The organism is Aeromonas sp. s8, assembly GCF_040907785.1.
GTDB lineage: Bacteria > Pseudomonadota > Gammaproteobacteria > Enterobacterales > Aeromonadaceae > Aeromonas > Aeromonas veronii.
Genome location: NZ_JBFOCL010000057.1, coordinates 1 through 21,825, shown reverse-complemented (window position 1 = coordinate 21,825; position 21,825 = coordinate 1). Strand labels below are relative to the sequence as shown.

Sequence of the window (21,825 nt, the reverse complement as noted above, 5' to 3'; positions counted from 1 at the left end):
CATCTGGCATTGACACCCGCTGCACCAAGATGCAGCATGCCGCGGTTTCACAGCACCATCACTCCATCCACAGCACGAGGCACTTTTCATGAAGGTCACCATTTTTGGCACAGGCTATGTCGGGCTGGTGCAGGCCGCCGTTCTGGCCGAGGTGGGCCATCAGGTCTGCTGCGTGGATGTGGATGGCGAGCGGATCGCCGCCCTCAGGCTGGGGCAGATCCCCTTCTATGAGCCGGGGCTGGCCACGCTGGTCGAGAGTCATCTGGCCAGAGGCCGCTTGAGCTTCACGGTCGATCCCGCCATTGCCGTGGCACACGCCGACCTGCTGCTGATCGCCGTGGGCACCCCGGCTGACGAGGATGGCTCGGCCGATCTGCAACATGTGCTGGCGGTGGCCGACACCATAGGCCGACTGATGAGCCACCCCAAGCTGGTGGTGACCAAGAGCACAGTACCGGTCGGCACAACGCAACAAGTAAGAGAACACATTGAGCTGCAGTTGGCCGAACGGGGGCTGACCCTCGCCTGCGAGGTGGCGGCCAATCCCGAGTTTCTCAAGGAGGGGGCGGCGGTCAACGACTGCATGCGGCCGGATCGCATCATCATCGGCTGTGACAGCGAGCGGGCGCTTGAGCAGTTGCGCGCCCTCTACGCCCCCTTCAACCGCAATCACGACCGGATCGTGGTAATGGATCTGCGCAGCGCCGAGCTCACCAAATACGCCGCCAACGCCATGCTGGCCACCAAGATCTCCTTTATGAACGAGATGGCAGCCCTCGCCGAGCAGCTGGGTGCCGATATCGAGGCGGTGCGCCAGGGGATGGGTGCCGATCCCCGCATCGGTTACCACTATATCTACCCGGGCTGCGGCTACGGCGGCTCCTGCTTCCCCAAGGATATCAAGTCGTTGCGCCATACCGCGGCGAGTGTCGGCTGCGACGCCCCGCTTTTAGCGGCGGTCGAGCAGGTCAACCAGCGCCAGCAACAGAAGATGGCGCAAACCCTGCGGACCTGCTTCGGGCCGGATCTGCGCGGCCGCACCTTCGCCCTGTGGGGGCTGGCGTTCAAACCCGGCACCGACGACATGCGCGATGCGCCGAGCCGCCCGCTGCTGGCCGCCATCTGGGCTGCCGGTGGCAGGGTGCAGGCCTTTGATCCCAAGGCAATGGGGCGTGCCCGCCAGATCTACGGCCAGCGGCCGGATCTGCTGCTCTGCCCCACTCAGGAAGCGGCACTGGAAGGGGCCGATGCCCTGCTCATCTGTACCGAGTGGCAGGCGTTTCGCGCCCCCGATTTCCAGCAGCTAAAGGCCCTGCTCAACCAGCCCGTCATCATCGATGGCCGCAACCTCTATGATCCGCGCCAGCTCAGCGAGCTCGGGTTTGACTATCACGCCATCGGGCGGCCACATCTACCCGCCAAAAAGCAGCCAGCCAATGCGAACTGCTATCCGGAGACTAAACCATGATCTATCTGGTTACCGGCGTCGCCGGTTTTATCGGTTTTCACGTGGCTAGCCAGCTGTGCGCCGCAGGCCATCGGGTGGTGGGGATCGACAACCTCAACGACTACTACGAGGTGAGTCTGAAAGAGGCGCGGCTGGCCCAACTGGCCAGTTTCCCCCATTTTCAATTCGAGCGGCTGGATCTGGCGGATCGCGAGGCGATGGCGGCTCTCTTTGCCCATCATGGTTTCGAGCGGGTGATCCATCTGGGGGCGCAGGCGGGGGTGCGTTACTCCATCGACAATCCGTTCGCCTATGCCGACAGTAACCTCACCGGCATGCTGACGGTGCTGGAGGGGTGTCGTCACCACGGGATTCAGCACCTCATCTACGCCTCCTCTAGCTCGGTCTATGGCATGGGGGATCAGATGCCCTACTCCACCGCGCAGCAGGTGGATCACCCCGTCTCCCTCTACGCCGCCACCAAGAAGAGTGGCGAGCTGATGGCCCACGCTTACTCGGCGCTCTATGGCCTGCCCACCACAGGGCTGCGCTTCTTTACCGTCTACGGCCCCTGGGGGCGGCCCGACATGGCCATCATCAAGTTCACTCGCGCCATCCTCGCGGGTGAGCCTATCGATGTGTACAACCACGGCGATCTCAGCCGCGACTTCACCTACATAGATGACATAGTCGCGGGGATCCTCGCCGTGGCCGACCAGCCGCCCCGCCCCAATCCCGATTGGCACGCCAGCGAGCAGAGCGCGGCCGAGAGCGCCGCCCCCTACCGCATCCTCAATATCGGCAACGGCCAGCCGGTACGGCTGCTCGATTTTATCGAGGCGCTGGAAGAGGCCATCGACAAACCCGCTATCAAGCGGATGCTGCCGATGCAGGCAGGCGACATGCACGCCACCTGGGCCGACAGCGAGCCGCTGCACACCCTCACCGGCCTGCGCCCCGCCACGCCCCTCAAGCAAGGTGTTGCCGAGTTTGTCCGCTGGTATCTCGACTACTACCGGCCCGCCCGCTGACGAGCGCGGGTAACCCCTCGGTCATTGATGAGTTAATCAGATACCACTGATGCCCCGCGGGTTTTAGGATGGCTAAACGCACTGTCTGCGCACCATAGCGAGGATTTGAGATGCAATCACAGGAACAGGGTCTGATCGATGGACTGTTCGACCGCCTCAAGAAAGCGCAAGCCAGGGATAGCAAGCGAGACCAACAAGCGGATCAGCTGATCCGCCAGCATCTGGCCCAGCAGCCCGATGCCCCCTACTACATGGCCCAGGCGCTGCTAATTCAGCAGGCAGCCCTTACTCGCCTCAACGAGCGGGTCAAGGAGCTGGAAGCCAGCCAGAGCACCCCAAGTGGTGGCAGTTTTCTCTCCGGCCTGTTTGGTAGCGAAAGCAGCCCGCCCCCGCGCTTTACGCCGCCACCGGCAACCGCTCCTGCCCAGCCCGCGTCCCGTACCAGCTCCTTTTTGGGCGGCGCCCTGCAAACCGCCGCCGGTGTGGCCGGTGGCGTGATGCTGGCCGATATGATCGGCGGACTGTTTCACAACAATCGCCCCGAGGAGATCATCGACATCATAGAGCCTGCCCCCATCGCCAATCCGGTCGATGCGGAACCGGTACGCTGGGACGGCTGGGATTCACCTCCCGATGCTGGCAGCAATTTTCTCGACGACGATAGCCAGAGTGGCGGCTGGGCCGACAGTGACGATAACAACGGCGGTTTCTTCTGACCGTCAAACCATTACTGGCCCCGCATCTGGCGGGGCCCAACTCGATACGAAACCCATGACTACGGAAAGTGTGATGACACCACGGATCGGCAGCGGCATGACGCGATATACTCAGCGCGCTTCGTGCCACCCGGGGACAACTCCCGACCCCAGGCGCTCTGTCCGTGGCCACGCAACACCCCCATGATGACAAGGAGCCACCTCATGATCCGAACCCTGCTTTTGACCGGTGCCGCCATTGCGGCCTATGCCCTGACCCAGAGCCACTCTCTGCTTCCCCTGCTCAGCCTGCTGGCCCTGCTTTCGCTCTGGGTTGTCAGCGAAATTGGCAGCTTCTATCGCGCGCTTCCTCCCGCCGTGCTGGATGAGCAAGAGTATCACCACGACTTCTAACCGGATGAAAAATGGTGTGAAACTGTCGAGATGCCGTTAGTTCCATACCGTTTTGCTCTCTGAAATCAACCGGCTATAACAACAGGATCCACTGGGTTCGTGGCGATAGCAGCCATGTTCCTCTATATCTTCTGTACTCAAACAGGAGATAACCCATGAGGCACATCAGCGAAAACGGACTGTTTTTGCTGCTTTTTTTATCGTTGTTACTGGCAGGTACGCCGCGCGCGATGGCACAAGGCAGGGATTTCAGACAGGCCCCCAAGGCGCTGACGGCGATCAAGCAGGGTCAAGTGGCCCAGCAACACGGCAATCTGCAAAAAGCCATCGCTCTCTACTGTGTCGCCGCCAGCACCGGCAATCCCGAAGGTTATTTCCGGATCGGCCGCCTGCTCGCCACCGGCCCCACCTCGATACGCAGCGCCAAGCTGGCCAACAGCTACCTCGCCATGGCAATGCGCCTTGGTAACCGACAGGCTGCCCGCTACTACAACGCTCGCATCGGCAATGCCCCCATGGGTGATCAGTGCGGCATCGGGATCCGTGGCGGTCAGGGTGGCTATCTGGCCGGGCTCCCTTCCACCCCCTTCAATGTCGACACCTGGGTTGCCCGCCAGCCTCCTGCCAAGCAAAAACTGGTCACCATGCTGCGCCACGCCGCCAAACACCATAAGGTGGATGCCCGGCTGGTGCTGGCGATTGCCATCGCCGAATCCAATCTCAACAGCCGCGCCGTTTCACCCAAGAATGCTCAGGGGCTGATGCAACTCATCCCCGAAACCCAGCAACGGTTCGGGGTAACCCGGCCATTCGATCCGGCCCAGAACATCAAGGGTGGCGTCAGTTATCTCAAGTGGCTGGACCGCCGCTTCGATGGCGACTGGGTACTGATCTCGGCAGCCTACAACGCAGGTGAGAAGGCAGTTGAGCGCTATGGCGGTATACCGCCCTATGACGAGACCCGGGAGTATGTCAAACGGGTGCTCTACTTCGCTGGCCACAAACAGCCCTGAGCGGAAGGTCAGGAGCTCGCCCGACCGGAAGGCGGCACACGCCCCTTTCTGCGGCCACTGTGGCGGCCACGCCACCAATAATCGAAGCCATAGTGGCGGTAGTAACCCACCAGATTGCTGACCAGAAACAGCCCCTCCATCAGCACGGCCACCGGTGAGCCCACCAGCAGGTTGTTGGCCAACCAGCAGAGGGTGCCGAGCAGCATCCAGCGCCGCAACAGGCGATCATCCGGGCAAAACGCGGCCCGGGTTTGCAGCAGGCTCGCCAGCAGCCCGATCAATGAGAGCAGGCCCTGATAGGTCGCCAGCGCTGCCGCACAGGCCAACCCCATGAAAAACCACATCAAGATGCGGCGAACCAGCCAGATGCTCACCAGAAAGCGCATGCTGGCCAGCAGCAACAGGCTGGCGGCAGACCACTGTCCGAGCAGGGCAAAGTGACCGGCATTGAGGGCGCAGGAGAGGGCCAGACAGGCCAGGATCCTGCGGCGATCCCGCAATTGAAACGACAACAGATCGAGCAACAAGGCCAGGCTCACCACCAGCTGCGACCACAGAAACAGCGACATCATCCACACCTCATCCGTCATTTGGATGGCGCAGCTTGAGGGGATGGTCGGAGAGCGGCATTAACCCGTGTTAATGCGCCTGCGGATCCGTGACAGGGTGACCGGACTGATACCGATATAGTTGGCGAGCTGCACCTGAGTGAGCCGCATCGGCCAGTGGGGGAAGGTGTGGCAGAGCTCCCGATAACGTTCCTCGGGGGAGTGGAGCAGCAAAAACGCCTCCTTGCGCTCCTTGTAACCGAGCTGCTGGCGCAGCAGGGCCATGCAGACCGGCTGCCTGGCGGGCTCTTCCAGCAGGGCGAGCGGCACCCGAACTACCTGCAACTCCGTCAGCGCCTCCAGCTGGTAGCGGGCGAGCGATCCCGTGAGCCAGCTGTCATAGAGCAGGCTGAGCTCCCCCTCGAAGTAGAACTCCTTGCAGCGCTCCTGTCCGTCCCGGGTGTAGTGGCAGGCGCGAGCGATGCCCGCTTCGATATAGAAGGCAGCTTCCTGCTCTGACCCCTGCGCCAACAGTGCATGACCGGCGCGCAGTGTCTGCCGTGGCAAGCGCAGGCTGATGGCTTCGCTCAGCGCGGCGTCCAATCCCATTGTGCAGAGAAAGGCGGCCAGTAAGGGGGCTTGAGGAGATGGATTCATGACGGCTCCGGAACAAAACGGCAGCCCACATCATGCCCAAATTGCACGGCTGATGCAGCAAGGCGTGACCGCTGCGGCAAAGGGGGGACATAGCCGGGTGCCACCTTTGCCCCCCCTCGTCCGTTGGTTTACAATCGACGGGTTTTTTGGAACCCGGTTGACCTGTGTCGACCTGGCCCCACCACGACATCAGTCTGTTAATGCCATGACATTAACCTGCTGAAAAGGAAGAGAATTAGCCAATGGCTCAATTTATTTACACCATGAACCGGGTCGGCAAGGTAGTGCCGCCCAAGCGTCATATTCTCAAGAACATCTCCTTGAGCTTCTTCCCGGGCGCCAAGATCGGCGTGCTGGGTCTGAACGGCGCCGGTAAATCGACCCTGCTACGCATCATGGCGGGCATCGACACCGAGATCGAAGGGGAAGCCCGTCCACAGCCCGGCATCAAGATCGGCTACCTGCCGCAGGAGCCGAAGCTGGAGCCGGAGCAGACCGTACGCGAAGCGGTCGAAGAGGCCGTTGGCGAGGTGAAGCGCGCCATGGCCCGTCTGGACGAGGTCTATGCGGCCTACGCCGACCCGGATGCTGACTTTGACAAGCTGGCCCGCGAACAGGGCGAGCTGGAAGCCATCATCCAGGCCCAGGGCGGCCATAACATGGAAAACCAGCTGGAGCGTGCGGCCGATGCCCTGCGCCTGCCAGCCTGGGAGGCCAAGATCAAGCACCTCTCCGGTGGTGAGCGCCGCCGTGTGGCACTCTGCCGTCTGCTGCTGGAAAAGCCGGACATGCTGCTGCTGGACGAACCGACCAACCACCTGGATGCGGAATCCGTGGCCTGGCTGGAGCGCTTCCTGCACGACTACGAAGGCACTGTTGTGGCCATCACCCACGACCGTTACTTCCTCGACAACGTGGCAGGCTGGATCCTGGAACTGGACCGCGGCGAAGGTATCCCGTGGGAAGGCAACTACTCCTCCTGGCTGGAGCAGAAGGACGCCCGTCTGGCGCAGGAAGCAAGTTCCGAAGCGGCCCGTCGCAAGTCCATCGAGAAAGAGCTGGAGTGGGTTCGTCAAAACCCGAAAGGGCGTCAGGCCAAGTCCAAGGCCCGTATGGCTCGCTTCGAAGAGCTCAACACCAACGACTACCAGAAGCGCAACGAGACCAACGAGCTGTTCATTCCGCCCGGACCGCGCCTCGGCGACAAGGTGGTGGAAGTGGCCAACCTGCGCAAATCCTATGGTGATCGGATGCTGATCGACGATCTGTCGTTTGCCATTCCGAAGGGTGCCATCGTCGGCATCATCGGCCCGAACGGTGCCGGTAAGTCGACCCTGTTCCGCATGATGTCGGGTCAGGAGCAGCCGGATTCCGGCGCCATCACTCTGGGTGAAACCGTGGTGCTGGCCTCTGTCGATCAGTTCCGCGACAGCATGGATGACAAGAAGACGGTATTCGAAGAGGTCGCTGACGGTCAGGATATCCTGCGCATCGGCAACTACGAGTTCCCGAGCCGCGCCTATATCGGCCGCTTCAACTTCAAGGGTTCCGACCAGCAAAAACGGGTTGGCGAGCTCTCCGGTGGTGAGCGCGGTCGTCTGCACCTGGCCAAGCTGCTGCAGACCGGCGGCAACGTGCTGCTGCTGGATGAACCGACCAACGATCTGGATATCGAAACCCTGCGCGCCCTCGAGAACGCTCTGCTGGAGTTCCCGGGTTGTGCCATGGTCATCTCCCACGACCGCTGGTTCCTCGACCGTATCGCCACTCACATCCTCGACTATCAGGATGAGGGCAAGATCGAGTTCTTCGAAGGTAACTTTACCGAATACGAAGAGTGGAAGAAGAAGACCTACGGCGCCGAGGCGATCCAGCCCCATCGCGCCAAGTACAAGCGCATCGCCAAATAAGGCTGACTGCGTGTTGAGGGGAGCTTCGGCTCCCCTTTCTCTTGCCTTTTGACTTACAATCCTAGACGGATGCCTTTGCATGGATGTAGCACGATGACGACCCCCATAGAGAAAAAACTCACCATCCAGATCCGGGTTGAACCGGGTTGCCTCGGGCCGGATGGCAAGGAGCACATAGAGACCTTCTGTGCCGCCGCCGCCAAGATTTTTGCCGCCGTGGAGCCCGAGCTGGTGAGCTGGGTGCTGATCCCCCGCTACGACAAGCAACTGCCTGAGCAGGAGTTCTTTATCGAGGGGCGCAAGCTGACCGAAGAGCAGGCCAGCCTCTTTCTGCGCCGCTTCGGCCGTGAACTGGGTGAAGTGCAAGACCGGCTCGACTCGGTGCTGGCCCAGCTGGTCGAGCGCTACTTCAAAACCCTTTAAGCCCCCAATTTTCGATAAAAGGTTCTCTGCTGAGAACCTTTTTTAATGCTCAAAAAGCAAACGTTTGAATTTTTACTCTATTCATTGATCTGCTTCGCAGATCCGGGGTTTGTAAACGGCGCCGCCTGTGTAAAAATGTGCGCGCTGTCACGGTATCAGGACGAGTCTGGTTACTTAACCGCCAGAAACAGGGCAATTTACCCCGCATGGATGGGATAGCCCGTTCCCCTGCTGCTTATTTCACGTCACCTATTGGAATCCAACATGAATCAACAACACCAAGCTGCCAATCAGGCTGCCGGGCAAGGATTGCTTGAGCGCCTGTTTGCCCTGCAAGGCCATGGCACTACCGCCCGCACCGAAGTGATCGCCGGTATCACCACCTTCCTGACCATGGTCTACATCGTGTTCGTCAACCCGCAGATCCTCTCTGCGGCGGGCATGGACACCCAGGCCGTGTTCGTCACCACCTGCCTCATCGCCGGTATCGGCAGCATCCTGATGGGCCTGTTGGCCAACCTGCCGATCGCGCTGGCCCCCGCCATGGGCCTCAATGCCTTCTTCGCCTTCGTGGTGGTTGCAGGTATGGGCTACTCCTGGCAAGTGGGCATGGGCACCATCTTCTGGGGCGCCATGGGTCTGTTGATCCTCACCCTGCTGCGGGTACGCTACTGGCTGATCGGCAACATCCCGCTCACCCTGCGGGTCGGCATCACCGCCGGTATCGGTCTGCTGATCGCCCTGCTCGGCCTGCACAACGCCGGGATCGTGGTGGCCAGCCCCGCGACTATGGTAACCGTGGGCAATCTCACCTCCCTGCCCTGCCTGCTGGGTCTGCTCGGTTTCTTCCTGATCTGCATCTTCTCCGCCCGCGGCATCCACTCCGCCGTGCTGATCGCCATTGTGGTCACCACCACCCTCGGCTGGCTGTTTGGTGATGTCACCTTCAAGGGCTTTGTCTCCATGCCCCCCAGCATCGAACCGGTGTTCGGCCAGCTGGATCTGATGGGCTCGCTCGATATAAGCCTCGCCGGGATTATCTTCTCCTTTATGCTGGTCAACCTGTTCGACTCCTCCGGCACCCTGATCGGCGTCACCAACCGCGCCAAGCTGGCCGATGACAAGGGCCACTTCCCGCGCATGAAACAGGCGCTGATGGTGGATAGCGTCAGTTCCGTCGGCGGCGCTTTCATGGGCACCTCCTCGGTCACCGCCTTTATCGAGAGCAGCTCCGGCGTCGCCGTCGGCGGCCGTACCGGTCTGACCGCCATCGTGGTCGGCCTGCTGTTCCTGCTGGCGATCTTCTTCTCTCCGGTCGCCGCCATGGTGCCGGCCTACGCCGCCGCTGGCGCCCTTATCTATGTGGGCGTGCTGATGTGCTCCGAGCTGACCCGGGTGAAGTGGGAAGATCTGACCGAAGCGGTACCGGCCTTTATGACCGCCGTCATGATGCCGTTCAGCTTCTCCATCACCGAGGGGATCGCCGTGGGCTTTATCTCCTACTGCGTGATGAAGGCAGGTACCGGCCGCTGGCGCGAGATCAACCCCTGCGTGCTGGTGGTAGCCCTGCTGTTCGTCCTCAAGTTCGTCTGGGTAGACAGCCACTGATAATGACCAGTGCAATCCGATGGGCTCCCGACAGGGAGCCCATTTTTATTTGCCGGATCATGCTTCTCGCCCCTGCGCTGTGACGCGGGGGCCTGACAGTGCTAGATTGGCAGCCACCATTTTGAATCGGCAGCGTTGTTAACCTCGTGTCGTTAACCCGCTGTCGTGAACCACAAGGACGGCAACCGTGGCCCAGCATTCTCCCTCTTTCTCTGCCCTCTCCCCCTTGCTGCAAGAACAGGCCGAGCGCCAATGGCAACGGCTGATCGAACTGGCCCCCGACTATGGCAACCAGCCCGAGCCCGTTCGCCAGCCCCTGCTGACCCTGCTTGGCCTCTCCGATTTTGTCGCCGACTCCCTCTTCAAACAGCCCGAGTTGCTGACCGAGCTGCTCGCCTCCGGAGAACTGGATCAGGCAGAACGCTGGCCCGCCTACCAGCGCGATCTGACCGCCCTGCTCGCCGAGGTAAGCGATGAAGAGGCGCTCAAGCGTATCCTGCGCCAGTTCCGCCGCAGCCGCATGCTGGTGATCGCCTGGCGCGAACTGCTGGGCCATGCGGCGGTGGAAGAGAGCTTTATCCACCTCACCAAGCTGGCGGATGCCCTCATCTGCTCCGCTCGTGACTGGCTCTACGCCAAACAGTGCAGCGAGCTGGGCACCCCGATGGATGGCAACGGTAATCCGCAACCGCTACTGATCCTCGGCATGGGCAAGCTGGGGGGCGGCGAGCTCAACTTCTCCTCGGATATCGACCTTATCTTCACCTTCCCCGAGAACGGCTACACGGTCGGCGGGCGGCGCGAGCTCGCCAACCAGCAGTTCTTTATCAAGCTGGGCCAGCGCATCATCAACGCCCTCCACCAGCCCACCCAGGATGGTCAGGTGTTCCGGGTCGATATGCGCTTACGCCCCTTTGGCGATGCGGGGCCGCTCGCCATCTCCTTCGCCGCCATGGAGGATTACTACCAGCATCACGGTCGCAACTGGGAGCGCTACGCCATGGTCAAAGCGCGGGTACTGGGGCCCCAGTGCGAACACGCAGTGGAGCTGGCCGAGATGCTGCGCCCCTTCGTGTTTCGCCGCTATATCGACTTTGGCGTTATCGACGGCCTGCGCCAGATGAAGGCGATGATCGCCGCCGAGGTGCGCCGCAAGGGGCTGGAGGGCAACATCAAGCTGGGGGCTGGCGGCATCCGTGAAGTGGAGTTTATCGCCCAGGCGCTGCAGCTTATTCGCGGCGGTCGTGAACCGGCACTGCGGGTGCGTCACCTGCCCGAAGCGCTGGCTGCCATCGCCCAATGTGGCGCCCTCGAATCCGCCCATTGCGACCGCTTGCTGGAAGCCTATCGCTTCCTGCGCCGGGTCGAAAACATTCTGCAGGAGATCGGCGATCAGCAGACCCAGACCCTGCCCACCGAGGAGCGGGATCGCCAGCGGCTGATCGCCGCCCTCGGTTTTGCCGACTGGGGCGCCTTTATGGCTCATCTCGATGAGGAGATGGCCGCCGTCCATCAAGAGTTCGCCGCCGTGGTGGGGGAAGAGAAAGAGGCACCCGCCCATCTGGAGCAGCTCTGGCTCGATCTCTGGCGCACCGAGCTCGACGCCGCCGAGCTGGAAAAATTGCTGACTGCGCAGGGGGTGGCCGAGCCCGCCCCACTCTGCGCCGCGCTGCTGCGTTTCAAGGAGGAGTACAAGCGCCGTCAGGTAGGGCCGCAGGGACGCATAGCGCTGGACTGGCTGATGCCGGAGCTGCTGCGGCTGGTGGTCGCCAGCGAGCAACCTGCCCGCCTGTTCGAGCGGGTCTGTGAGCTGCTGACCCGCATCTTCACGCGCAGCGCCTATCTGCAGCTGCTGGCGGAAAATCCGGGCGCCCTGCGCCAGCTGGTGCGGCTGTGCGACGCCAGCCATCTGGTGAGCGAGCAGCTGGCCCGCTACCCCATTTTGCTGGACGAGCTGCTCGATCCCCAGCACCTCTATCACCCCACCCCGCTCGATCAGTACAAGCCCCAGCTGCGCCAGTTCCTGCTGCGCATCCCCGAAGAGGATGTGGAGCAGCAGATGGAGGCACTGCGCCAGTTCAAGCAGGTGCAGCTGCTGCGCATCGTGGCGGCCGACATCGCCGGCGCCCTGCCGCTGATGAAGGTGAGCGACCACCTCACCTGGCTGGCGGAGGCGATCACCGAGGAGGTGGTCAATCAGGCATGGGCCCAGATGAGTGAGCGCTACGGGGTGCCGCCCGAGGTGGCGGTGAGCGGCCAGCGGGGCTTTGCGGTGGTGGCCTACGGCAAGCTGGGCGGCATTGAGCTCGGCTACGGCTCGGATCTCGATCTGGTATTCCTGCACGGTGGCGACCCCAACAGCTATACCGACGGGCGCAAACCCATCGACAGCCGCCAGTTTTACCTGCGCCTGGCCCAACGGATCCTGCACCTGTTCAGCACTCGAACCCCGTCCGGCATCCTCTACGAGATCGATATGCGGCTGCGTCCCTCCGGCGACTCGGGGCTGCTGGTCTCATCGCTGTCGGCCTATGAGCAGTATCAGCAAAACGAGGCGTGGACCTGGGAGCATCAGGCGCTGGTGCGGGCCCGCCCCATCTATGGCGATGACGCCATCGTTGCCGAATTTGCCCGTATCCGCCGCGATGTGCTGGCTAAGGAGCGGGATCTGCCGACCCTGGCCCGCGAGGTGCGCGAGATGCGCCACAAGATGCGGGACCATCTGCTCAAAGCCGGTGCCGGCGAATTCGACCTCAAGCAGTCCCCCGGTGGTATGGTGGATATCGAGTTTATCGCCCAGTATCTGGTGCTGGCCCACGCCTGCGGCGAACCCGATGCCCTCACTCGCTGGTCCGATAACGTGCGCATCTTCGACGAGTGCGTGATGGCAGGGGTGCTGACCCTGGAGCAGGCGGAAGGGCTGAAGCAGGCCTATCTGGAGATCCGCAACCTCGGCCATCGCCTCAACCTCTCGGAGATCTCCCGCAAGGTGAGCGACGATCAGTTGCAAAACGAGCGGAGCCATGTGCTCGCCGTCTGGCACAAGCTGCTGGGGGAGTAATTACCGCCAGCGGCAATGAAAAAGGGCCCGCCTGAATTGCTTCAGGCGGGCTCCTCTATTATCGGCAAGTCGGCATCCTTACGGCTGATCAGCCGTGATCCATCACCGTCTCCACCAGCATGCTGTTGAAACGCTGATAGGCCTCTTCCTCAAGGAGCCCCGGATAGCTCAACACCCGCAGCGCATGACCTTGATAGTCAGGATGATAGGGCGGGTGGACATGGGCATAGTCGTTGAGACAAAAACCCAGCCCCTGATAGAAGCGCAGACGGCGAATGGCAATCTCATCTTCTGGCGGCTCGATCTCGAGAATGACGGTTTTGCCTGCCCGCTCGCAAAATTCGGCCAGCAGGCGCCTGCCATAGTTGCGGCCGCGCAGCGCAGGATTGATGGCCAGATGTTCGATATAGATCTGCTCGCCGCACGCCCACCAGAAGATGAAACCGAGCAGCAGGCCGTCCTGATAAAAGATTTGGCAGTGATAGCGAGGATCCCGCATCTTCTGTGGCTGATGCTGTGACTGGCGCTGCTCGTAGCGGGGAAAACTCTCGCCATAGATCTGCCAGACCAGCGGCCACGCCGGATGGTTTACCTCTCTAATCACTTCACTCTCAATCATCAGAACTACCTCTCGTTTATTTTGCAGAACGTTCATCTATACATGAAAAGTTCTGCCACATCATCATCTGATGAAATAAAAGCCAGAACGCCAGATTAGCGGGCGCCATCCGGTTGCGAGACAAACTGCTGCTGGCTGCCATCGGGCAGCAGCGCCAGCACGCTTTGAGCGGCCAGTTTTATCCCAGCCAGCTCGGTGCCCGAACCGAAGTTGGCTATCAGTCGAGTGCCATCGGCAAACTCGCTCTGCTGCACCACTCCTTTTTTGTCGAGCCAGCGAAAACCGGTGAGGGGCTGGTTGTAGAGCCGCTCATGCAGCGGGCGGAAGAAGGCATCGAGCCCCTTGAGGTAGGGAATGCGCGCACTGGCGCTATCCAGACTGAGGTTGAGTAGGGGCGGCACGTTGTAGAGCTGCTGCAACAGTTCGGTGACCTGACGACTATCCCTGAATTTGATGCTGTCCATCGTCCAGTGGTGGGTGGTCACTATGCTGTCGTGAAAGACGCTCTGGAACAGCGGCAACCGCAGCGCCGGATCGAAGTAGAGTCCCTGATACTCGGGCTTGAGGCGGCTCTGGCGAAAGAAGAACGCAGGCTGATAGTCGGGATACCAGGCCCCCAGATAGTAGGGAGAGCGCTTGTTGCGGCGCATATCGGGATCCTGCCAGCCAAAGCCGCTGGTCTGGGGGCCATGGGCGAAAGCCGCGGTGCGGTTGGCTACCGCCCCGCCCTCCTCGGAGCCCACCAGCACCCCCTGACTCCTGGCAATCCACGTCATCCCGGCCATCCGGTTTTGCGCATCCTGCGCCTGAGTGGTCGGCTTGGCCGGATCGAAGTCGTCAAACACCATACCGGTCGCCGCCACATCGAGGAACCAGCTGTTGTAGTGGCTCGCCTGCTGCAATTTGGGCACTCGCTGCTCCATCACCGGGCGCACGCAGGCCTGATTGGTGTAGACGCCGCTGTTTTGAAAGCCGCTCTTGCGCCGCCCGTTCTCCTGCATGATGCCGCAGCGCAGGTAGATATCCTGCCCCATCTGGGCGGTGAGCCAGCTCTGCTGCCGATTCCCCTCCGGCAGCGCAGTATCGTAGGAGTCGTAAGGGGCGATGAGATAGCCCGCCGCTTTGGCAAGTGCAATCCCCTCTGGCGCAGCAAAACCGGCGGTCCACTGGGGCAGCCCCAGCCAGAGTCTGGGTAGTCCAGCCTGCTTGAGAGCGGCGATCATCTTGGTCGAGCTGCCATCACCCCAGCTTTGCGGCTCGTTAAGTGCAGCGCCCAGTTGCCTAGCCGCCAGCGCACGTCGGGCGGTGAAATCGGCCGGTTGCTGACCCGGATGGCGCTGCGCCAGCGCCTGCTCCACTCCGGCCAATACCAGATTTTGCAGATAGCGGTTGCGGGCCAGATCGGGGGCCTGCAGCGCCGTCTTGCTCTCCCCCTTGAGCCAGTCGGCGGGGATCAGGCGGCGCAACGCGGGCCAGCTTTTCACATCCTGTGGCACCAGCAGTCGCTCGCCCCAAAGGTAGAGGTGAGAGGCGCCGATCAGCCGTTTGCCATCCTTTACTGCCGCCAGCTTGCTCTCGAGCGAGACCAGCTCGCCCCGCTCCTGCAACCAGCTGCGATAGGCCTTGGCCGCCGCCAGCCAGTCGTTGCCCGGTTGCAACGACACTGCCACCTCATAGGGGTCGGCCAGATTGAGGCGATTGACGCTGTGGGTCGCGGTGAGGGCAATGCCATCTTTCTTCGGAGCAAAGGTGAGCCGGTTGTTGAAGGGGTTGGCAAAGAGGATCGCCAGCTGCTGATCGCCGTGATCCAGCCCAACCACCGGCAGGGTCAGATTATCCGTGGTGTTGCTCCCCTGATACTCCTGCGCCAGCGCCTTGCGCCACGCAGTGTGCGTAGCCGGAATGCGAAATCCCTCGTGGATCGGCAGCATCAGCGCCTGCGCCCCTGCCGGTACCCGCGGCCACACCAGCTCGCCAGCAGTTTCACGGCTGAGGGTAAGGATCAGACGGTTACCCTCAAGGCGAGCCAAGGCACGCACCTCGCCATCGGCGCGGGTCAGCCAGCTGGCGTGCGCCCCCTCCTGCTGCAGAGCGGTGACCGGCTGGCGCGGGCTGGGGGAAGAGATGGCAAGGTGCTTGCCCGATGGCAACACAGCCTCGGCAGCCAGAGTGGAGGGATCCAGCTCGATGCGCCACTGATCGTTGGCAAGGGTCAGCGCCTCGGCAGGCAGGGAGAACAGCGGCACCAACAGCAGCAGCGGGCGGATCCGGCTCGTTAGCACGGGAAGAAAAGTCATGGTCGGTGATTCCTGATAACACACGGGAATCGCCATTTCAGCAGATTGGCCGCCTGCGATTGTCAGGCCAATGTCAGGATTGCGTGCAACTGACCATCACGACGACCATTACTCAACCGGCCCCGCCTGACTGTGGCTTAGCTGCAACACCAGCTGGCCACGCTGGCTGGTTTGCACCAGCGAGAGGGTGCGCCAGCTGTCGGGAGTGGCAGCAGGCCACGTCACCGGCTCATCGGGCGCAATCCGGTGCCACCAGAGCAGGGTGTATTGCGGGCGGGCCAACACCGCCTGATCGAGCCAGAGCGGCGTACAGGAAGCGGGATTAGAGGGGGGATTGGCCACCGCCTGCGGCGAGCGGGAGAGCCAGTCCAGATCCTGCACCGCAGGCAGCGGCAACGCCACCTGCCACTCCTTGCCCGCCACCGTCAGCCACAGCTGATAGAGTCCGGCTGGTAAAGGCGTCGGCAGATCGGCACCCACGACCCTGACCCCTTTACTCTCTTCCGCCTCCCACTGGGCACCTACCAGTCGGTCACGGCCAGCGGGATCGATAAGTTCCGCGGTGGTGATGGGCCCCTCGCCGGTCAACTGCACCCGATAGTCCCGCAGCAGCGGCGCATCGCGCTGGATCAACTCAAGACGCAGCTCGCTCACCCTATCAGGCAAGGTCAGCGGGAAATCCTTGCCGCAGTGCTGGGCACTGAGCGCAGCCAGCATCCCCTGCCAACTACGGCGCTCGGCATCGCTGTTAAGGCCAGGCCATGCCTGCTGCAAAGATTGCCAGGCGTGCCGGTTATCCCCCTGCAACAGCGCCAGGGTGGCCGGTTGCAGCGGATCGGCGCGATCGGTTTCCAAGAGGCGTTCGGTTGCCATCACGCTGGCACCTCCAGCCGGTAGCCGATGCCGCGCACCGTCTCGATGGCCAGTCCGGGCAGCTTCTGGCGCAGCTGCAGAATATGGGTATCAACGGTGCGGGTGGAGGGGAACGCCTGATAGCCCCACACCCGATTGAGGATCTCCTCCCGGCTCAGCACCCGCCCCGCCATCCGCACCAGCAGGGTCAGCAGGGCAAACTCGGTGGGGGTAAAGCTCACCTCCGCATCCTGCCAGCTCGCCTGCATCCGGGCGGGGTGGAGCTGCAAGCCGCCCACCGCCTGAGTGCCATCCCCCAGCTGACGCAACTGGGCCCGGATCCGCGCCAGCAGCTCGTCGTGGGAGAAGGGTTTGGTCAGGTAGTCGCGCGCCCCCGCATCGAGCCCGGCCACCCGATCGCTCACCTCCACCCTTGCGGTGAGCACGATCACCGGCATCGCCTTGCGCGCCAGCCACTGGGGTAGCCAGTCGAGGGCATCCCCCTCCGGCATGGTGCGATCCAGCAGCACCAGATCCGCCGCCAGCCACTGCTGCTCCGCAGCAGCCAGAGTGTCGCACCAGAGGCAGCGATACCCTTCGCGGGTCAGATAGCGTTGCAGGTTCTCCGCCAGCAGCGCCTCGTCTTCGACAAGCAAGATGGTCTTCATGATTCGGGGTCGCTCCAGAGTTGGCAGGGCAGCGTCAGGGTAAAGGTAGTGGGCGGGCCGGATAGGGTGAGGCGCCCGCCAAGACGGCGCAGCAGATGGCGCACGATGGCAAGCCCCAGACCCAGACCATCGGCACGGGCACCGCGGTGCAGCAAGGTGGCGAGCCGGTAATTTGGCAGCTCGCCGCCATCGCTGACCGCGAGGATCAGACGACCCGCCTGCCAGCTGGCAAAGATCCGAACCGGTGCACGGCCATGCAGGCTGGCGTTGCGCAGCAGGTTGTCGAGGGCGAGATCGAGCCAGTAGAAGGGGAGCGCCAGAGTCATCTCCCGTTCAAGGCAGAAGGTGGCGTCATGCCGCTCGCAAGCCAGGGTGAGCCACTCGGTGAGACTGACCGCCACCCGCTCATCTTCGAGAGTCTCTGCCGCCAGATAGTGGCGACTGGCCTGCGCCAGCTGATGCAGGCGGGCGACACTGCCCAGCAGTTGCCCCACGCTCTGCTGGGCGGAAGCGGGCAGCCGGTCGAAATCGTGGCGCAGCTCCTCGCTGATGCCGGAGAGCGCCATGATGGGAGTGCGCAGCTCGTGGGTCAGCATCTGCAATGCGACACGCCGCTCCCGTAGCAGGCGCCAGCGCTGCCAGCTGGCCCACCCCAGCAGCAGGATAAAACCAAGCGTGCTGGCCAGCGCCAGCCACTGCCAACCAAGCGTGGGGCGAGTATTGAAGCAAATTGCTCCGACTCGCTCTTCACAGGGGCCATCGACTCGGCTATCCAGCATCACGCCGAGCCGCTCGGCCTGCGGTTGCCACTGCCCGGCACCATAACGGCGCCACTGCCCATCGGCAAGCAGCCAGAGCTGACCCGCTTGCAGCAGCCAGCGCTCGCCCCGCAGCAGGGCATCGAGGTTGTCATCATCAAGCTCGCCAAGCAGCCCCAACCGGTCGCGCCGCTCCCGCACATGGAGCAGATCGTCGAGCTCGGCCGCCGGATGACCAGCCAGCCAGCGGGTAGCGCTGGAGCCACCCAACGGATAGATGGGATGAGCGGCAAACCAGCGGGCCGAGGGTACAGCCCCTTGGCCGCAAAGCGCCCTCAGCAGCGGCAGCCACTCGGCGGGCAACTCATTCTCTGTCCCGCACTCCTGCTGATAGCGATAGATGGCCTGCAGCTGACGCAGTGGATAGCGCTGCCAGGCGGGATAGAGGGAGTCGGGAGCAATCAAGCGCCGGTCGAGCCGCTGCACCTCGTCAAGAGGCAGCGCCTGTTCGGGAGCCTGCTTGGCCAGCTCGCCCGCCAGACGATCCGCCAGCGGCCCGGCCAGCACCGGAGAAGCCATGCTGTAGCAGATCAGGGAACAGAGCAGCAGGATCAGGCGCATGGGTTCAACTCGAGATGACTCCGGATCAAGGCGCAGCAGATCACTGCGCCATAAAAAATATCAGCGCCATTTTTCAATGGCGCTGACATCCGGTCAACCGCTAACGGCATTGGCGCGGCTCCCGCCAGCCCATATGAACCGTCACCTATTTGAACAGTCCTTTGAGCAGCTGGTCAGCCACCCCTTTGACGGCTTCATTGTCGGCCTTGTCCCCCAGCAGCTTCTTGAGGCCGCGTTCGGCCTCCTTGCGGGCCTTCTCCTCCAGCAATTTGTTGTTGCTGAGCAGTGCCTTCACGTCGAGCTGATAGCTGGGGGCTTGCCAGTGGCCGCCGATCCGCACCGGAATGGTGATCTCTTTGAGCTCATCCACATCCTTGCCTCCCTGCCCCTTGCTGCTCTCGACGATGGAGGTGAGGAACAGGAAGTCGAGGCTCTCCGGCACCAGCGCCGTCTGCCCCTCGCCCTTGACCCGCAAGGCCGGGGCAAAGAGCTGGATGTCGTTGCTGCGGGCGATGCCGTCGGCAATCTGGAAGCTGGCGGTCAGAGCGCTGAAGTCGGTCTTCCGTGCCTCTTTCACCTGCTCGGCCCCCTTGCCGGTGAGGGTGGCCCGCGCCTCGCGGATCATCTCCGCTAGGTTGATGCCATGCAGGGCGCCGTCGCTCAGCTTCAAGGTCACCTTGCCCTGCATTCCGTTGCGCAGTGTCAGAGGAGAGAGACCACGCCCCTGCACCTGCACATCGAGATCGCCCTTACCCTCCAGCAGATCGCTCTGGGCCAGAGTCTGCAGCAAGGGACGAATGTTCACTCCGGCCACCTGCTTGTGCACCTTGTAGGTGGCGGGTTGCTGGCGTGCGTCGAGAACCCCTTTCGCGCTTACCTGACCGCCCGCCACGGTCGCGCTGAACTGTTTGAGCGTCAGCAGTCCCTTGGCCAAAACCACCTGCAGATCGACAGCACCGAGATCCAGCCCTTTCAGACGCAGGCTGCCGAGTTGCAACCGACCATCCAGATCCAGTCCCTTGAGCGCGCCCAGATCCGGTTCAACCGCGGAGAGGGCTTGGCTCTTGCCGGTTACCGCTTTATTGTCACTTGCAGCGGCATTGGAAGCACCGGCTGCCGGTTTGTCCTCTTTCGCCTGCGCTGGTGTGGTCGGTACCGATTTGGCGAGCCATTTGTCGAGATCCAGCTTCTCCCCCTTGAGATCGAAGGTGATTGCCGGAACGGCACCAAGCTGCACGGTTCCATCACCACTCAGCAGCGCCTCATCGGCACTCATCACCAGCTTGCTCAGGGTAATCAACTGCTTGTCGAGCTCGGCACGGGCAAACCCGGCCAGTTTCAGCTTCATATGCGGGCGTGGCAGCGCATCACCTTCCAGCGCTGCCGTCAGCAGCACATCGGAGAGCTCGGCCAGCTTCATCTCTTTATCGAGCCGTCCCTTGAGTGTTCCTTCCAGCGAGCCAGCCAGTGAAGCTTGCTGCCCCTCTACCTTGGCCCCTTTCAGCGCCAACGTGAGGTTGCTCCACTCACCCAGGGCCAATCGGTCTCCCTTGATGGAGAAACTGTCGAGTCGCAGGGACGGGTCACTCAGGCTGCCACTGAGGCTCAAGTCTTTCAGTTCACTCGCCATCACCTCCTGCGCCAGCTTGATCTGGGTCTGCCCTTTAACGTTGAAAGCGAGCTTGTCGGCACTCCCCTTGGCGGCCAGCGTCACGGGTACCCACTGACTGGTGGCCAGCTGCCCCATATCGAGATCGAGGCGATCCAGTCGCAGCGAGGTGCCGCTGCGATCATCCTGTACCAGCGCGCTGGCCTGGGAGAGCGCGACACCCTGCAAGCTGATCTGCCAGGGCTTGCTATCAGCGGTTGGCGCAGGGGTTGCGGGGACGACCGATTCGCTTGCATCAGCAGTGGCATCTTTGATCAGTCCGCTCAGATTGGAGCTGCCATCCGCCTTGGTCTGGATAAAGAGATGGGCGCCACTCAGCGTCACCTTTCCAATCTCCAGACGATGGGAGAGCAGCGGCAACAGAGCCACCGAGGCCTCCCCCTGTTCGAAACGAACCAGATCCGGCTCGGCAAAACCGGCCGGATTGCGCAGAGCCACCTTCTCCAGCGAGAGCCCGAGACTCGGCCAGAAACGCCAGTCAATCTCCCCCGCCATCACCAGCTCCCGGCCCGTGCTCTTGCGCACCTGTTCAGCCAGTTGGGGCTTGAATTGATTGGGGTCGATAAGGCTTATCAACGTCACGATGGCCAGCAAGGCCGCCACGGCGATGCCGAGCAAGATGAGAACTATCTTCTTCACGATATGCTCCTTGAATCCGGATCCACTGCAGACTATACCACTCACCGTTTGACGAATGGCGTCTACGGGACAAAAGCGGACAAGGATGAGACAGGGATGGTCGCAGCCAATCCCCATCGTCATCAGCAGGGATCAGGCTTGCAAAGGGGATTGCTGCAACCGCGCCATCGCGGAGCGCGTCGACTCGAAAGCAAAACGGGGCAAGGGGATATCGCTGATCTTCAGCCACTGACAGGCGGCCACATCGTCAGCCGGCTGGATGACCGGTTTTTCACTCAGCTTGATGGCGAAAAAGGTGTCACAGGTGTGATAGGTGATGCCATCGCAGGGATAGATATTGGGGAATGAACCGAGATAGGTAAAAGGTTGGGCGCTGACATCGAGTCCCAGCTCCTCCAGCAACTCGCGCACCAGCGCTACCTCCAGCGACTCGCCGGGATCGACAAATCCGCCTGGCAGATCCAGCAACCCCTTGCCCGGATTGCGGGCACGCACCGCAACCAGCACCTCATCCTGCCAGCAAAGCGCCACCATCACCGCCGTCGCCACATTCTGGAAAAAATGAAAACCGCAGCCACAGCGAAACTCTTTGGGGCTGACGCTCTGCAGGGGTTGACCGCCGCATTTTGGACAAAACATGGGCTATCTCCGACGAAATAAATCGCCATTTTAAGCTGTTGCGACCGTTTTTTTATGAGTAAAACAGACGGGGAAAACGAGGAATTCAAAGGGAGAGGAATAAAACGGAGCAATTATCAGGCTATTTGCTGAATTTCAGCCAATAAAAAACCCCGCTCGATGAGCGGGGTTCTTAAATTTGGTGCCTGGCAGTGTCCTACTCTCGCATGGCGAATGCCACACTACCATCGGCGCTACCGCGTTTCACTTCTGAGTT

18 protein-coding genes are annotated in these 21,825 nt (G+C 62.1%); 9 read left to right on the top strand and 9 right to left on the bottom strand.

Going from position 1 to position 21,825, the window contains the following annotated elements; all coding sequences use genetic code 11:
* Positions 1-88 precede the first annotated feature (88 nt).
* The 5 genes from AB5Y86_RS19490 (at position 89) to AB5Y86_RS19470 (ending at position 4,600) form a co-directional block, all read left to right on the top strand.
* Positions 89-1,468 (top strand): UDP-glucose/GDP-mannose dehydrogenase family protein, encoded by a 1,380-nt coding sequence (locus AB5Y86_RS19490; protein WP_368193849.1) that lies wholly within the window; start codon positions 89-91, stop codon positions 1,466-1,468.
* The gene (locus AB5Y86_RS19485; RefSeq protein ID WP_368193848.1) at positions 1,465-2,478 is read left to right on the top strand and encodes an NAD-dependent epimerase; all 1,014 of its coding nucleotides are present in this window, start codon (positions 1,465-1,467) and stop codon (positions 2,476-2,478) included. The genes AB5Y86_RS19490 and AB5Y86_RS19485 overlap by 4 nt, the downstream gene beginning before the upstream one ends.
* A gap of 110 nt (positions 2,479-2,588) precedes the next feature.
* Complete coding sequence (locus AB5Y86_RS19480; RefSeq protein ID WP_368193847.1) at positions 2,589-3,194, top strand: DUF2076 domain-containing protein; 606 nt, start codon at positions 2,589-2,591, stop codon at positions 3,192-3,194.
* Positions 3,195-3,398: 204 nt separating this feature from the next.
* A complete protein-coding gene (locus tag AB5Y86_RS19475) occupies positions 3,399-3,587 on the top strand; it encodes a hypothetical protein (RefSeq protein ID WP_043822919.1) in 189 nt (62 codons plus the stop codon).
* A gap of 155 nt (positions 3,588-3,742) precedes the next feature.
* A complete protein-coding gene (locus AB5Y86_RS19470) occupies positions 3,743-4,600 on the top strand; it encodes a lytic transglycosylase domain-containing protein (protein ID WP_069556333.1) in 858 nt (285 codons plus the stop codon).
* 8 nt (positions 4,601-4,608) lie between these two features.
* Here the strand turns inward: AB5Y86_RS19470 and AB5Y86_RS19465 are convergent, their stop codons facing one another.
* Both AB5Y86_RS19465 and AB5Y86_RS19460 read right to left on the bottom strand, forming a co-directional pair.
* The gene (locus AB5Y86_RS19465; protein ID WP_368193846.1) at positions 4,609-5,172 is read right to left on the bottom strand and encodes a YgjV family protein; all 564 of its coding nucleotides are present in this window, start codon (positions 5,170-5,172) and stop codon (positions 4,609-4,611) included.
* Positions 5,173-5,229: 57 nt separating this feature from the next.
* The gene (locus AB5Y86_RS19460) at positions 5,230-5,805 is read right to left on the bottom strand and encodes a Crp/Fnr family transcriptional regulator (protein ID WP_368193845.1); all 576 of its coding nucleotides are present in this window, start codon (positions 5,803-5,805) and stop codon (positions 5,230-5,232) included.
* 242 nt (positions 5,806-6,047) lie between these two features.
* Here AB5Y86_RS19460 and ettA point away from each other — a divergent pair, with 242 nt between their 5' ends.
* From ettA to glnE, 4 genes are all read left to right on the top strand, one after another.
* Positions 6,048-7,715: an energy-dependent translational throttle protein EttA gene (gene ettA / locus AB5Y86_RS19455; protein ID WP_368193844.1), complete on the top strand. Its 1,668-nt coding sequence runs from the start codon at positions 6,048-6,050 to the stop codon at positions 7,713-7,715.
* A gap of 93 nt (positions 7,716-7,808) precedes the next feature.
* Entirely contained in the window at positions 7,809-8,138 is a 330-nt protein-coding gene (locus tag AB5Y86_RS19450) for a hypothetical protein (protein WP_005343410.1), read from the top strand.
* Positions 8,139-8,402: 264 nt separating this feature from the next.
* On the top strand, positions 8,403-9,746 hold the full coding sequence (locus tag AB5Y86_RS19445; RefSeq protein WP_368193843.1) for an NCS2 family permease: 1,344 nt from the start codon (positions 8,403-8,405) through the stop codon (positions 9,744-9,746).
* A gap of 187 nt (positions 9,747-9,933) precedes the next feature.
* Positions 9,934-12,807, top strand: a complete 2,874-nt coding sequence (gene glnE, locus AB5Y86_RS19440; protein ID WP_368193842.1) for a bifunctional [glutamate--ammonia ligase]-adenylyl-L-tyrosine phosphorylase/[glutamate--ammonia-ligase] adenylyltransferase — start codon at positions 9,934-9,936, stop codon at positions 12,805-12,807.
* A gap of 88 nt (positions 12,808-12,895) precedes the next feature.
* Here the strand turns inward: glnE and AB5Y86_RS19435 are convergent, their stop codons facing one another.
* The 7 genes from AB5Y86_RS19435 to AB5Y86_RS19405 all read right to left on the bottom strand — a co-directional run bounded on the left by AB5Y86_RS19435 (position 12,896) and on the right by AB5Y86_RS19405 (position 21,569).
* A complete protein-coding gene (locus tag AB5Y86_RS19435) occupies positions 12,896-13,426 on the bottom strand; it encodes a GNAT family N-acetyltransferase (protein ID WP_368193841.1) in 531 nt (176 codons plus the stop codon).
* A gap of 95 nt (positions 13,427-13,521) precedes the next feature.
* Positions 13,522-15,723 carry a glycoside hydrolase gene (locus AB5Y86_RS19430; protein WP_368193840.1) on the bottom strand — a complete coding sequence of 734 codons (2,202 nt, stop codon included), beginning with the start codon at positions 15,721-15,723 and terminating at the stop codon, positions 13,522-13,524.
* Positions 15,724-15,831: 108 nt separating this feature from the next.
* A complete protein-coding gene (locus AB5Y86_RS19425; RefSeq protein WP_368193937.1) occupies positions 15,832-16,596 on the bottom strand; it encodes a DUF2861 family protein in 765 nt (254 codons plus the stop codon).
* On the bottom strand, positions 16,596-17,243 hold the full coding sequence (locus AB5Y86_RS19420) for a response regulator transcription factor (RefSeq protein WP_201911167.1): 648 nt from the start codon (positions 17,241-17,243) through the stop codon (positions 16,596-16,598). Before AB5Y86_RS19420 ends, AB5Y86_RS19425 begins: the two co-directional genes overlap by 1 nt.
* Complete coding sequence (locus AB5Y86_RS19415; RefSeq protein WP_368193839.1) at positions 17,240-18,622, bottom strand: DUF3404 domain-containing protein; 1,383 nt, start codon at positions 18,620-18,622, stop codon at positions 17,240-17,242. The genes AB5Y86_RS19420 and AB5Y86_RS19415 overlap by 4 nt, the downstream gene beginning before the upstream one ends.
* Positions 18,623-18,767: 145 nt before the next feature.
* Positions 18,768-20,930 (bottom strand): AsmA family protein, encoded by a 2,163-nt coding sequence (locus AB5Y86_RS19410; protein ID WP_368193838.1) that lies wholly within the window; start codon positions 20,928-20,930, stop codon positions 18,768-18,770.
* Positions 20,931-21,062: 132 nt separating this feature from the next.
* The gene (locus tag AB5Y86_RS19405; protein ID WP_368193837.1) at positions 21,063-21,569 is read right to left on the bottom strand and encodes an NUDIX domain-containing protein; all 507 of its coding nucleotides are present in this window, start codon (positions 21,567-21,569) and stop codon (positions 21,063-21,065) included.
* Between the last annotated feature and the right edge of the window lie 256 nt (positions 21,570-21,825).

Coding starts and splice junctions, on each gene's coding strand:
- AB5Y86_RS19485 (WP_368193848.1), top strand. CDS start 1,465: ATGATCTATCTGGTTACCGGCGTCGCCGGTTTTATCGGTTTTCACGTG.
- AB5Y86_RS19490 (WP_368193849.1), top strand. CDS start 89: ATGAAGGTCACCATTTTTGGCACAGGCTATGTCGGGCTGGTGCAGGCC.
- AB5Y86_RS19415 (WP_368193839.1), bottom strand. CDS start 18,622: ATGCGCCTGATCCTGCTGCTCTGTTCCCTGATCTGCTACAGCATGGCT.
- AB5Y86_RS19450 (WP_005343410.1), top strand. CDS start 7,809: ATGACGACCCCCATAGAGAAAAAACTCACCATCCAGATCCGGGTTGAA.
- AB5Y86_RS19420 (WP_201911167.1), bottom strand. CDS start 17,243: ATGAAGACCATCTTGCTTGTCGAAGACGAGGCGCTGCTGGCGGAGAAC.
- AB5Y86_RS19475 (WP_043822919.1), top strand. CDS start 3,399: ATGATCCGAACCCTGCTTTTGACCGGTGCCGCCATTGCGGCCTATGCC.
- AB5Y86_RS19460 (WP_368193845.1), bottom strand. CDS start 5,805: ATGAATCCATCTCCTCAAGCCCCCTTACTGGCCGCCTTTCTCTGCACA.
- AB5Y86_RS19445 (WP_368193843.1), top strand. CDS start 8,403: ATGAATCAACAACACCAAGCTGCCAATCAGGCTGCCGGGCAAGGATTG.
- AB5Y86_RS19435 (WP_368193841.1), bottom strand. CDS start 13,426: ATGATTGAGAGTGAAGTGATTAGAGAGGTAAACCATCCGGCGTGGCCG.
- AB5Y86_RS19405 (WP_368193837.1), bottom strand. CDS start 21,569: ATGTTTTGTCCAAAATGCGGCGGTCAACCCCTGCAGAGCGTCAGCCCC.
- AB5Y86_RS19430 (WP_368193840.1), bottom strand. CDS start 15,723: ATGACTTTTCTTCCCGTGCTAACGAGCCGGATCCGCCCGCTGCTGCTG.
- AB5Y86_RS19480 (WP_368193847.1), top strand. CDS start 2,589: ATGCAATCACAGGAACAGGGTCTGATCGATGGACTGTTCGACCGCCTC.
- ettA (WP_368193844.1), top strand. CDS start 6,048: ATGGCTCAATTTATTTACACCATGAACCGGGTCGGCAAGGTAGTGCCG.
- AB5Y86_RS19465 (WP_368193846.1), bottom strand. CDS start 5,172: ATGATGTCGCTGTTTCTGTGGTCGCAGCTGGTGGTGAGCCTGGCCTTG.
- AB5Y86_RS19425 (WP_368193937.1), bottom strand. CDS start 16,596: ATGGCAACCGAACGCCTCTTGGAAACCGATCGCGCCGATCCGCTGCAA.
- AB5Y86_RS19470 (WP_069556333.1), top strand. CDS start 3,743: ATGAGGCACATCAGCGAAAACGGACTGTTTTTGCTGCTTTTTTTATCG.